Annotated in this window: 10 protein-coding genes; 8 read left to right on the forward strand and 2 right to left on the reverse strand. The window is 69.3% G+C overall.

Features of this window, described 5'->3' with window-relative positions; all coding sequences use genetic code 11:
* The first annotated feature begins 300 nt into the window (after window positions 1-300).
* The 6 genes from ACP4J0_RS05135 to ACP4J0_RS05160 all read left to right on the forward strand — a co-directional run bounded on the left by ACP4J0_RS05135 (window position 301) and on the right by ACP4J0_RS05160 (window position 8,042).
* Window positions 301-2,187 (forward strand): ATP-dependent nuclease, encoded by a 1,887-nt coding sequence (locus ACP4J0_RS05135; protein ID WP_426597385.1) that lies wholly within the window; start codon window positions 301-303, stop codon window positions 2,185-2,187.
* The gene (locus ACP4J0_RS05140) at window positions 2,184-4,058 is read left to right on the forward strand and encodes a UvrD-helicase domain-containing protein (protein WP_426597386.1); all 1,875 of its coding nucleotides are present in this window, start codon (window positions 2,184-2,186) and stop codon (window positions 4,056-4,058) included. The genes ACP4J0_RS05135 and ACP4J0_RS05140 overlap by 4 nt, the downstream gene beginning before the upstream one ends.
* Before the next feature lie 208 nt (window positions 4,059-4,266).
* Window positions 4,267-5,355, forward strand: coding sequence for a PASTA domain-containing protein (locus ACP4J0_RS05145; protein WP_426597387.1), 1,089 nt, complete (start codon window positions 4,267-4,269; stop codon window positions 5,353-5,355).
* A gap of 463 nt (window positions 5,356-5,818) precedes the next feature.
* Window positions 5,819-6,796: a hypothetical protein gene (locus ACP4J0_RS05150; protein ID WP_426597388.1), complete on the forward strand. Its 978-nt coding sequence runs from the start codon at window positions 5,819-5,821 to the stop codon at window positions 6,794-6,796.
* Between the two features lies 1 nt (window position 6,797).
* Window positions 6,798-7,229 (forward strand): hypothetical protein, encoded by a 432-nt coding sequence (locus ACP4J0_RS05155; protein WP_426597389.1) that lies wholly within the window; start codon window positions 6,798-6,800, stop codon window positions 7,227-7,229.
* 309 nt (window positions 7,230-7,538) lie between these two features.
* Complete coding sequence (locus tag ACP4J0_RS05160) at window positions 7,539-8,042, forward strand: ATP-binding protein (RefSeq protein ID WP_426597390.1); 504 nt, start codon at window positions 7,539-7,541, stop codon at window positions 8,040-8,042.
* Window positions 8,043-8,211: 169 nt separating this feature from the next.
* On the opposite strand, the gene ACP4J0_RS05165 is transcribed toward ACP4J0_RS05160, so the two are convergent.
* Both ACP4J0_RS05165 and ACP4J0_RS05170 read right to left on the reverse strand, forming a co-directional pair.
* Window positions 8,212-8,610, reverse strand: coding sequence for a hypothetical protein (locus ACP4J0_RS05165; protein ID WP_426597391.1), 399 nt, complete (start codon window positions 8,608-8,610; stop codon window positions 8,212-8,214).
* Between the two features lie 495 nt (window positions 8,611-9,105).
* On the reverse strand, window positions 9,106-9,762 hold the full coding sequence (locus ACP4J0_RS05170) for a tellurium resistance protein (protein WP_426597392.1): 657 nt from the start codon (window positions 9,760-9,762) through the stop codon (window positions 9,106-9,108).
* Between the two features lie 278 nt (window positions 9,763-10,040).
* Here ACP4J0_RS05170 and ACP4J0_RS05175 point away from each other — a divergent pair, with 278 nt between their 5' ends.
* Both ACP4J0_RS05175 and ACP4J0_RS05180 read left to right on the forward strand, forming a co-directional pair.
* Entirely contained in the window at window positions 10,041-11,414 is a 1,374-nt protein-coding gene (locus ACP4J0_RS05175; RefSeq protein ID WP_426597393.1) for a hypothetical protein, read from the forward strand.
* 257 nt (window positions 11,415-11,671) lie between these two features.
* Window positions 11,672-11,905, forward strand: coding sequence for a hypothetical protein (locus ACP4J0_RS05180; RefSeq protein ID WP_426597394.1), 234 nt, complete (start codon window positions 11,672-11,674; stop codon window positions 11,903-11,905).
* Window positions 11,906-11,921 lie beyond the last annotated feature (16 nt).

Here is an 11,921-nt window from a genome sequence, read left to right on the forward strand (position 1 = left end):
CCAGCGTGACCCACGCGACTCCACACCGTCCACCGAACGTGCCCGTACGCCTACGCGGCGTACGGGTCCACCGGGGGCAGCGGTGTCGCGTCGGCCGCCCGGGCTCGCACTGCTCCCCGCCCGGCACCGCCGGTTCCCCACGGTCGGCCGTCATTCAAGGCCCACCTCCGGGTGCTCACCCACAAGAAAGCACGTTGACATCGCTAACACGCACTGCCATGCTTCTCACGTAAACGCATACGTCCCGGCCGTCGGCGGGCGCTCCAGCGAGCTGCCGCCCTTTCGCTTCCGGAGACCGCCATGTATCTCGACCGACTTCACCTCCGCGGGTTCCGCTCCGCTGCCGATACCAAGGTCGTCTTCCGGCCGGACGTCACCGTGCTGACTGGTGAGAACAACGCCGGCAAGTCCAACGTGCTGGACGGCATCCGGCTCCTCACCCTCCCGCTCGACGGCAAGGGCAGCGGCCTCTACCCGGACCGCGACGACCTTCACCGCGACGGCTGCGCGGAGGGTGCGCACAGCGAGGGCTGCCGGAAGACGATCGAGTTGACCGCCCGCTACCGCTCCACCGCCCCGGACGAACTGGACAGGCTCAGCCAGGCCTTCGCCGAGGATGGCGAGAGCGCCAGTTACCACCTCACCATCACTCCGCCACCGACCGGCTTCCGACGCCCCACGCTCTCCTGGCGGGCGGGTGACGGCGCCACCACCGACCTCGATCCCGAGCCGAAGGCCCGTGAGGGAATCCGGCACCTCTACCTGCCTCCCCTGCGAGACGCACAGCGGGAACTCGCCTCCAGTAGCGGCGGACGTATCCAGCTCGTCGTCGAACGGCTGCTGCGCGAGGACGACGCACGTGAGCAGTTCCTCAGGGAAGTCGGTAAGCAGTTCGAAGCCGTCGAGTCGATCGATCCGCTTCCCCAGGCGGTAGGGGCAGTACGCACACGGCTCGCCCAGCTCACGGAGGGCGCCCATCGCCAGACCGCCGACCTGGGATTCGCGGACGCCTCCGTCAGCTCCATCGCACGCGGACTCCGCCTCCGCATGGAGCAGGCCGGCCTGGCGCCGCGCGACCTCGCCGAATCGGGTCTCGGTTACGCGAACCTCCTGTACATGGCCACGGTGCTCACTCAGCTCCAGGACGCGGCCGAAGCCGATCTCACGTTGCTGTTGGTGGAGGAGCCCGAAGCCCACCTGCATCCGCAGCTCCAGACCATCCTCCTCAACCACCTCGCGGAGGAAGCCCGCGCGAGCCGCGACCGGCAGCCCGAACCCGGCACCCGGTGGCTCGGCAGAATCCAGGTGATCGTCACCACACACTCGCCGCATGTGGCCACAGCCGTGGCCCCCGAGAACCTGGTCGTACTGCAACGCCGTCCTTGGCGGGCCACGCGATCCGCCGGCGGGACGGAGGCAGCCGGCTCCAAGACCCCGAACCCGTCCCGGCCGTCGTACGAGACCACAGCCGTCGCCGTGGACCGTCTCGGGCTGGAGAAGCGCGATCTCTACAAGCTCCGCAGCTACCTCAACGCGACCCGCAACACCCTCCTGTTCGGGCAGCGGGTTCTGCTCGTGGAGGGCATCGCAGAAGCGATCCTGCTGCCCGAGTTCGCCCGCCTCACCCTGACCGGCGAGGGTGTCCAGCGGTTCTACGGAACGGCGCTCGTACCCATCGACGGCGTCGACTTCGCGCCGTACCTGCGTGTCCTCCTGGGGCTGGACAACGAGAGCGGGCATCGGATCGCCCGGCGCGTGGCCGTGATCACGGACGGAGACAAGGGGACGGCCGACCAGACCGCACGCTCACGGATCGGCGGACTCAACGCGCTGATCACGAGCATGGGCGCCACTGGACTGGCTCGGGTGTTCCACAACGAGTTCACCCTGGAGCCCGAGATCCTCAGAGCGGGCGGGCCCAACCGCAGTCTGCTCGTCGAAGCATGGCGGGAACAACGACCCCAGGCGTGGACCGAGGACTGGAAGACCGTGGGAGAGGGTTCCCTCGACGAGCAGGCGAAGGCACTGAGCGAGCTACTGCACAAGAGGAGCAAGATCCGCAAAGGCGATCTGGCCCAGGCCTTCCTCGCCGAAGCAGCCGCACTCCCGGCCACCGCCCCACCCCCGGCCGTCCCCGACTACCTCGGCGCCGCCCTGAAGTGGATCACCGAGGAGCCCATCCCGTGACACCACCCAGCACACCGGAAACGGAAGCAATCGTTGCCCTGCGCGCCGAAGCAGCAGCCGCGCAGCGCGCGCTCGTGGACCTGCCCACCGCTCCCGGGGAGGTGGTGAACGTGCAGGCCTGCCCGGGCGCCGGCAAGACCCGGACCGTCGTGGAACGCCACCTCGGCCGCCCGGTACCACCCCGCCAGGGACGGGCCGTCCTCTCGTTCACCAAGGTCGCCGGCGCGGAGGTGCGCAGGCGGTGCGCGCAGGCGGGACATCCGGAACTCACCCAGTTCCCGCACTACATCGGCACGTTCGACACCTTCGTCTGGCGTCACCTCGTCCGGCCGTACCTGCGGCCGGTCGAGGGGAAGAGCTGGCACCGTCTGGAGTCCTGGGGCGATCACCCCAGGGCCCGCCGCGAGGGCGTGACCCTGGACGACTTCCGTTTCGCGTACGCGGACGGGTACGGGGCACGCGTCACAGGCCCCGAGCTCAGACCCGGCAGACTGCCGCGCAGGCTTCACGGGGACCAGGAAGCGGTCGGGCGTCTGACCGCCTGGGCGGGCCGCACCATGAGGGAGCTGTGGGAGGCCGGGTATCTCTCCGGTGACCAGCTGCGGGACATGGCGCTGTCCCTGCTGACCCGGAGTGAGCGTGGCGAACGCATCACCAGGGTCCTGAGCACGCGGTTCGCGGAGATCGTCATCGACGAGGCGCAGGACTGCTCCTCGGAGGACCTCCGGCTCGTGGACCTGATCCGCGAGGCGGGCGTTCCCTTGCTGCTGGTCGGAGACCCCGATCAGAGCATCTACGGGTTTCGCGACAGCCGCCGGCTCGACAGCCGTGATCGTCCTTCGACGCCCTTCGACGGCGCGCCGGCCCATCGTCTGCGTCACAACTGGCGCAGTACGCAGGTCATCTGCGACCTGTCCCACACCCTGCGCACCTCCGACGCGGCCCCGGACATCGCCACGGGCCCCTGCCGTGCCGAGACCACTCCGGTCCTGCTCATTCCCACCGCTCACCGCAGGGAGGCCGCGTGGATCGGTGAGTTCGGCCGGGAGGCGGAGCGTCTCGGCATCCCCGCGCGGAACCGGTTGGTCCTGGCCCACGCCAACTCCGTACTGCCGAAGAAGATGACCGGAACCCGGACCGTACCGACGGCCAAGCTCGACCGGCTCGTCTGGGCGACAGCCGTGCTGCGGTCACCGGGCGCGTCCGCACGACAGCAGGAACTCGCGGGAAGGTGGCTGCGCGAGACGGTCCTTGACCACTGGTACGGGGCACCGCCCGATGAGCCGGAACCGGTCGGCCTCGCCCGGCACAACCTCACCGACCTCGAACTGCAGATCGTCCAGCGATCCCTGGTCAGGAAGTTCCCGCCGCTGAGTGTTCCGCCCCGCGACTGGAGCCGCTCGGCGTGCGAGCTGATACGGGAGGAGGCCGCCCTGCTCGGCATCACGCCGAAGACCACCCGCGTCTTCCCGTGCGGGCGTTCCAAAGAGGCGGCTTGGCAGCTCGTGGGATTCGGCGACCCCGAGTCCCCACAGGTCGCCCTCGGCCGGGCCGGCACGATCCACGGGGTGAAGGGGCAGGAGGACGACGCCGTCCTGATCGTCGTCCCGCCCCTTGGCAAGGACAAGGCGGACGACCGCTCGGACCGCCTGATCGAGGCGTGGACGTCAGGTGCCACGTCCGGGTGCGCCCCTGGAACAGCAGAGGCACTGCGCGTCCTCTACGTCGGCGTCACGCGGGCCCGGCGACTCGTTGCGCTCGCGCTGAGCGACGGACATCTGGCCGCGGTGAAGACCCTTCTCACCGCACGTGGGATCCCCCACCGCGTCCCGCAGGAGGCCGGGGGCGAACAGATCGCGCTGCCACTGTGAAACGCCGTCACCCGGTGGCGGGGTCGTACGGCCGCGCGGCCCCCGCCGAGACGGGCCATTCAGCACATCAACGCCGCCCCTCCGCCAGGACCGTCAGCGCATCGCTTCGGCTCGCGTAACGGCGGCGAAGCGGCGGCTGTTGAACGTCTTGCCCACTTCACACGAGGTCCGGGACCAGCCCGACCCGCACAGAGAACAAGAGCACCCCGTGAACCCGTACGACATCGCTCCGCCCCCGTCCCGGCCCTGGTGGAGGACCACCCCCGCCCTACTCGGTCTCCTGGCCCTGGTCGCCCTGCTCAGTGCGCTCAGCCTCGGGCTCGGCTTCCTCGTGATGGTCGCCGCCATGGTGGCGGTGTGGGTCCTGCCCGCATGGCGCTGGTACGCCAGGCTCGGCGCCACGGTCGGCGCCTTCTTCCTCATGCTGATCAGCGCGGGCATGAGCGGCCAGCTCGACGAGACCGGTGCTGACAAGCCCGAGGCACAGCACGCGAACGGCGCCGACGCCGAACAGTCACCGTCCCCTGCCGCAGCCAAAGCCCCCGAGATCGCCGACTACACGGGCATGCCACTGGACAAGGCCGAGAAGGAGGCACGTTCGGCGGGACTCACCCCCGGTCGTCATGACGCCGCCGAGGAGGACCGCACGATCATCCTGCGGTCCGGATGGACGGTGTGCTTCCAGAAGGCCGACACAGCGGCGAAGACGGTCGACTTCGCCGCCGTCAAGACCGGCGAGCCCTGCCCGGAGAAGGACGGCGGCCCACTCCCGTGGCCGGTGATGCCGGACCTCGTCGGCGACACCTACAACACCGCGGTCGAGGAGCTGGAGCAGGCCGGCATCGGCCTCGACCGCGTCACCCTCGACGACGTGTACCTCGACACCGACACCCCCACGGCCGAAGAGGCCGCCGAGGAAGGCGACGAGTGGCGGGTGTGCTTCCAGGCCCCCGACGAGGACACCAAGGTCACCTCCTCGACCACGGTCCGCCTCGACCTGGGCCGGTGGACCGACGCCGACCTCGTCCAGAAGTGCCCGCAGGCGAAGGGCACGACGTACAGGATTCCCGCCAACGACCCCGCCCACGACGACAGTGACGACAACGGCACCACCGGGGGCGGCGGCTCGGCGGACGACAACTCCTCGTCGTCCGACGGCACCACCGGCGGCAGCGATGCCGGCGTCGTGCACCCGGGCTCGTACTGCTCCCCGCCCGGGGCGACCGGAGTCACCAAGAAGGGAACGCCCATGGTCTGCGGCCCCGGCTCGGACGGCCGCGACCGCTGGCACTCCTGACCACTCACCCAGCCGTGCGCCGGCCGGCCCCCCAGCTCCGGCCGGGCGCACACCCTATGGCCGCGTGGTGACACCCGCGCGTCGATCTCCAGCCGGCTCAGCGTTCCACCTGGCGAGCCGGCTCGCCTCCGACCGAGTGCTCTTCGGTCCGGATCGGAGCTCGGGGCCGCGGGTGACATCGGTGATGCCGAGTTCCCTGCGGAGTCCCATATGCTCGCGCGACAGTTGAAAGGGAGGGTGTCCGCATGCGGGCCGGCCCGATGAGTTCGTCCGGCACGCACGGAGATTCGTATGCTCGACCTTCGGGAACACGTTGACAGCACTAACAGAGTATCGTCATGCTCGAAGCGCCAACAAGACGTAGCAGCAGCATGCGTGGCCCCCTTCCGTCGCACCCGGCAGAGGGAGCGGACGGGTGGACCTGCGGGTTCGCGCAGGGGTCATGAGGCATCAAGGGGGGATCGTGCCAATCTTCATACCGGTCATACTCATCGGTGTCGGTGTGGCGACCGGCGGTAGCGGGGTCGCCCTCGGCGGCAAAGGCGTCCAGGACCTCAAGCGTTCGAAGGTCCGGCTGGAAGAGGCGGGCCAGGGCTACGAGCGACGCCGAGCCCGAACCGAGGAGTCACTGGCGGCGACGAACACCGCCCTCAAGGCACTGGGGGAGCAGCAGAAGCAGGCCCTCCTCGATGTCGTCGTACGCATGGGCGACTTCCTGCGTCGCAACGAGCGACAGGTGCGCGAGAGCGAGCGGCTGCTGGTGGACGGCGTAGACGCCACCATGACCAAGATCCCTGGGCTGCGCGGCCTCGATGTCGACGCGGTGGCATGGATCGGCGGGGCCCTCGGATCCGCGGCGGCGGGCACGGGCGTGGGCGCTGGAATCGCGGCGGCGGCGAGCAGCTTCGGCGTAGCGAGCACAGGAGCGGCGATCTCCGGCCTGACGGGTGCGGCGGCCGAAAGCGCGGCCCTTGCCTTCCTGGGTGGTGGGGCGCTCGCGTCGGGCGGTGGCGGGATGGCCCTGGGAGCCACGGTGCTCAACTTCGTCACCGTCGGTCCCGCGCTGCTCGTCGGTGGACTCGTCGTCAAGGGCCGAGGCCAGAAGGCGCTCACCCAGGCAAGGGAGTTCGAGGCGAAGGTCGCCGTGGCGATCGCCGAACTCGACGAGACGGACACCCGCCTGAAGGGCGTCGACGCCCGCGTTGAGGAGCTGCACGAGCTTCTCGCGGACCTCACCTTCCGAGGGCTCGAGGCGCTGGACCTCCTTGAGTCCGAGCCGTTCGATCCGCTGAGTCACGCCGAACGCTTTCAGCGGGCCATGACACTGGTCATGGCGGTCCGTGACGTGGCGACGGCTCGGATCGTCGACGCCGAGGGCGAGTTGGACGAGTGCAGCTCCAACCTCACCATCAGGTACAGACCTTTGACAGAGGAGAATTGACGTGCCCGACCAGACCAAAGTGCATGTCGGCAAGGTCTTCAAGGCGGCCAAGGGCTCCGTCCAGGCGGTGGACGGCTTCGCCGCGCTGAACCAGATTGTCGAAGCCGCCCGTGAGTGCGTCCACATCCATGAGGTCGAGAGCACCAAGAGGGCCCGGCTGGAGGCCTACGAGGCCACAGAGGTGGCTCGGATCCGGGCCGCTGAAGCCGTCCTCAAGGACTACTTCACACAGGCGTTCGCGGAACGGCGCAACCTCTTCGAGGAGATGTTCGCCAGGCTGGACAGAGCGCTCGACGAGGGCAACGGCGAAGTGCTTCACAGCGTCGTCCGAGGCATCGTCGACATTGCCAAAAGCTCGCCTCTCGCGGACATCGGAGACCTTTCCCAGGTCCGGGCGGCACTGGACGACCCGGACCAAGTGTGGGAACTCTGACCGCAAGGCGTCAGGAGGAGCGGGGCGGGGTCGGTTGCCGACTGCCCGTCCTTCAGCCCCGTTTCTCCCTTCCCCCCCCCGGAAGCCGGAAGGGGTTCCCGGCATACGCTTCCGCTCCGCGGCGTACGGAGACCGGCTCGACGGGTGATGTCAACGGCCCGCCCTTGCGCGCCACGTCCCGTGGCCACGCACGCACACCCGACGTGACGTCCGACCCGCGTACGGTGCACGCGGAGCGCCCGTACCCTGACTCCACGTACGGACCGATCCCCTGGAACGTGCCACCGCGCTCCCGTCACCCTGATCCCTATGAGCACGACCACGCCCCAGCCTCCCGCCGCCGTGCGGACGTTCACACAGCAGCTCTCGTCCACGCGTCGCGGCGCCCGTCTTGCCCGGCTGCTCGCCTACGAGCAGCTGCGCACCTGGCAGGCCCCTTCCGACGTCACCGACCGCGCGGAGCAGATCGTGGCGGAGCTCGCGGCCAACGCGGCGCTGCACGGCCGGGTCCAGGGACGCGACTTCCGTCTCTCCCTCACCCACGACCCGGCCGCCGGCGTCCTCCGTATCGCCGTGACAGACGCCCGCGGTGATCGCCTCCCATCCCCTGTGCCGGACTTCGCGCCGCCGCTGCACGGCGAGTCGGGCCGCGGCCTGCTGATCGTCACCGCGCTCGCCGACCGCTGGGGCACTGAACCGTATCCGCCAGGCGGCAAGACCGTATGGGCCGAACTGTCACACCAGTCGGCGAACACCGTGCCGTCTGCCGTAACCGATCACGACGACTCGGCCATGAGGACGGCCGTCTCATAGCCGGAGACCAGCCGTCCGCGTCCACCTTGAAGACCGTCAGGGCACTTCCAGGATTGTTCGAGCGCAGCGGGGTCGGGGGTGTTCAGCCACCACCTCGGGCGACACCTCCAACACGCTCCGCAGCTCGCGACGGCACGCCGTGCGCTGTCGCGGTGCCGGCGCTACGTACTCACAGTCCCGCCCGCGCCAGCAGCAGGGGCAGCGCCTCCGGCTTCACCTTCTGCACCGATCTCACCTGACCGAGGCTCAGGTCCTCCCGCAGCACCGGATTGCCGAACAGCGCCTGCGTCGGCTTGGACAGCAGGGTCACGTCGACGCGGTAGCCGTACTCCGGCCCTTCGGGATCGACGTAGGGGACGTCGTCAATACCGGCCACGGCGGCGACCGCCGACACGGGGTGAGTGAAGAAGAACCACAGGCGGTCGCCCTTGTTCATGCGGTTGCGCCGGCTCAGCCACAGGTCGAGTTCGGGTTCCTCCCGGGCGAGGCGGTGAATGGTCTCGCTGGTGGAAGGCTCCCCGTCCAGGGTGTCCTTGTGCGGGTTGAGGATATAGATCCAGTCCTCCACCGTTCCCCCTCCTCAGCCACGGCGCTCAACACGCCCGAGCGTGCATACCGGGTGCCATCGTGCCAGTCGGGAGCACCACCCGCACCGGAGTTTGCCAGCCCGGGACCGAGAAGAAGACACTCGGACATCATTCACAAATCTAGAGTTGCGGCTACTCGTTAGGTACGTTGACATCGTCAACACGGATCAGGCATGCTCGAAGCGCCACCGCGGCATCTCTTCTGTCAGTGCTGGCCCATGTAGCCGTGCCTCAAGGAGCAGACCGTGCCCGCGCAGCCGCACCCCTCCCCCGACCCAAGCTTGACGTCAGCGATCGAGAGCTTCGACTCGCTGCGCAGCCTCCGGCTCGCCCACCCGCGTCAAGCCGGGCTCGATTCGGAGGCCTTCACCCTGCTGCGGAGGTCGCTGCCGAAAGAGCGGGCCGGGACGGGTGAAGGGGCGGGCCGAACCGGTCCAGCTCCGGCCCATCACCGCGGCCGGTCGGCCGCGATCCGGCTACAGCGGCGGCTTCGCCCCCGGCACCCAATCGAAGCCGAAACCATATGCGGCATCGATGAGTTGCTGGTTCGACAGCAACGGCTCGGCGGTGAACCAGCGGACCTCGCGCCGCAGGTCGAGGGTGGACGTCCGCCCCGGGGTCAGCAGGGCGATCGCACAGGAGGTGGCGCCGGCCGGGGAGTCGTCCAAGTGGATGCGCCAGGTGCCGCTCGGCGCACTGACGGTGACGACACCTCCGAGGGTGCGGAAGTCGGCCGCGCCCTCGTAGATGTAGGCGTAGACGAGGAGCTTGGAGAATTGACGCCGGTGCTCGAGGCTGATGCGGAGGGTTTCGCCGTCGGATGTCTCGCCGGTCCGGTCGTCCTGGTCGAGGCTGACGTAGGGCCAGGCGTCGAGGTCGCCGAACTGTGCGCCGAGGGGCTGCACCGCTGTGCCGGCTCCGTCGCGGGTGAGGACCAAGCAGCCCAGGTCGAGGTCGGCCTCGGCGGTGACCGACCAGTTCAGGTTCATCTGAAGGATGCCGCGCCCCGTGATCTCGGCACGGGGCGTCTGCTTGGTGAGCTCCACGGTGCGCGGGAGCGGCTCCTGCGGCGTCCGTCTTCCGGCCCCTCCGGCCAGGTCGATGACTCCGCGCCGCCTGCCGTCGCCGCTCAATGGACGCCCCCTTACCCAACCGATCTGCGTAACCGTCGTACGCCACGCCGTCCAAGCCGTGTGATCGTCGTCTATTATTGCGCGTCCAGTGGAGGAGACGTGAAGGTCTCCGTCAGTTCAATGGTTCATTCTGGGCATCTGGGGGGTACGCGGCAGGCCTTCGCCCTGCCCACGCCGCGCTCGGATTTGCACGAAGTCCCGGCGTCACCGGGCAGGGGTGGGAAATGATCACAGGAATACCGCTCGACAAAGGGGTGACAGCACGTCACCTCGAGGATGTGGCGCAGGATCCTGCGCTCGCCCCGCGCGCCGACGAACTGCGTGCGCTGGCACAGGCACTCGGCTCCACCGACGTGGATGCCCTGGATCCATGGGCCGATCTCGACCTCATGGCCCACTTCGCCCGCCCCGAGAGCATCGCCGAACCGGCGGACGCCGGTCGGGGTGAGAGATTCGACTCCGCGTTGGACTGGGTGCTGGGCTCCATGGTCTTCCTGCCCCTCCTCTTCACCTGGTTCGGTCTGTGGCAGGCCTCCAGCGCCTACGGAGCGCTGACCGGAGACGACCCCAAGGCCGCCGGCCGGCCGTTCCTGCAGTTGTGGCAATCCGGATTCGACGGGCACCTCGGTGAGACGTTCCGCTTCGGCCATGTCGCCGTGGGCGGGTGTCTGGCCCTGTTGATGCTCTTCGTCCTCACGGCCGTGCACGGCTACCGGCGCACCACCGCCGAACGCCGCGAGGAAGAGGCACAGGCCCGGTCCCGGGCGGCTCTTGCCCGTCTGGTGCCGGTCCTCACCCGCGCGCAGCTCTCGCTCAACGAGCACCGGTTCGCCTCGCCCCAGCGCTTCGCGGCAGAGCTCAACTCGGCGGCCGGCCGACTGCAGCGCATGCACACCAAGGCCATCACCACGCAGGAGGAGCTCACTCGAGCCGCCGAGCTGGTGAGCCGGGCCGCCGACAAGGCGGAGCAGCGCCTCGTCCAGGCCGAGGCGTATGTGAAGCCGATCGAGCAGGTGGTACTGCGGATGGAGGAGACCGTCCGGGACAGCGGGAAGGTCATTCAGGCCGCCGTGCAGGGCTTGGACGATCCGTTGACCCAAGCCGGCCGGCGACTGGCTGACGCGGTCAGCGGACAGACCGGTGCCCTCGACAAGGCGTTGGAGGAGCTGCGCGCGGCCGGCGACGGCATGCGCGACGTTCTCTCCCGCGCCGCGGACCGGCTGGAGACGGCCGTCGGCGACAACGGCGACCGCGTTCGCGACGCACTGTCCGGGGCGGCGCAGCAGGTCGAGGAGTCGCTGATTGTTCTGGCCGCCTCTCAGCGCGGGTTCACCACCGGTATCGAAGTCGCGGCGGATGTCAACGGCCGGCTCCTCAACAGCCTCGGTACGGTGGCGGATCGCACCGGTGAGGCCGCCGAGGCGTCACGGGAGGCGCTGCTCGGTATCGAGGCACGCAGCCAGGCTGTTCAAAAGGCGACGGACCACTTCGTCACCGTCACCGACGCTCTGGAGCGAGCGCTGCGTGAGACCGAGGCAGCACGGGTCGACGCGGAGGCGGCGCGCTCGGGCGCCGAGGCGGCCCGACGACATGCGGAGAACGACCTGCGGCGGGCCGAGGAGTTGCGCGCCGGGATCGGACCGGACCGGTGAGCCCGCCGAAGAGACGTCTCCGGTTCACCCCGCTCCAACTCGCCGGATGGCTCTTCGCCGACATGCTGCTCGTACTCGCTCTGGTGTCCATGGGAGACCGCGGCGATCCCCTTGCCGCACAGACCACTGCTCGTCCTTCCAAGCCGGCCGATGCCAAGCCGTCCCCCGCACCGAGTCGGACCGCGACGGGACCACGGTCGGTGGAGCGCAAGCCGGTGAAGATCCGTCTGACAGCCGCAGGGGGTGACACCACCCGGATGGTGACACAGCTCCGCGCTGCCACCGCCCGCTACGAGGGCCGCAGTGCCGCCTTCGTACTGACCTTCGGACAGGCTCCCGAACCCGGTGCCGGCCAGGCATACGCGCAGGAAGTCAACAAGTCCCTGCGGAAGGCACGACCCGACATGTTCGTCGACGCGACCACACGGGACTTCTGGAACGGCGGCGACTCCGGCACCGCCGACCTGGAGATCTACTTCTACACCCGTTGACGGTCAGACCGTCTCA

Origin of the sequence: Streptomyces sp. WG7, from assembly GCF_049975785.1 — a bacterium.
Classification (GTDB): Bacteria; Actinomycetota; Actinomycetes; order Streptomycetales; family Streptomycetaceae; genus Streptomyces.

Bases quoted from the DNA above. Each gene is read 5' to 3' on its own strand.
- ACP4J0_RS05135 (WP_426597385.1), top strand. From the start codon at position 301: ATGTATCTCGACCGACTTCACCTCCGCGGGTTCCGCTCCGCTGCCGAT.
- ACP4J0_RS05160 (WP_426597390.1), top strand. From the start codon at position 7,539: ATGAGCACGACCACGCCCCAGCCTCCCGCCGCCGTGCGGACGTTCACA.
- ACP4J0_RS05180 (WP_426597394.1), top strand. From the start codon at position 11,672: ATGGTGACACAGCTCCGCGCTGCCACCGCCCGCTACGAGGGCCGCAGT.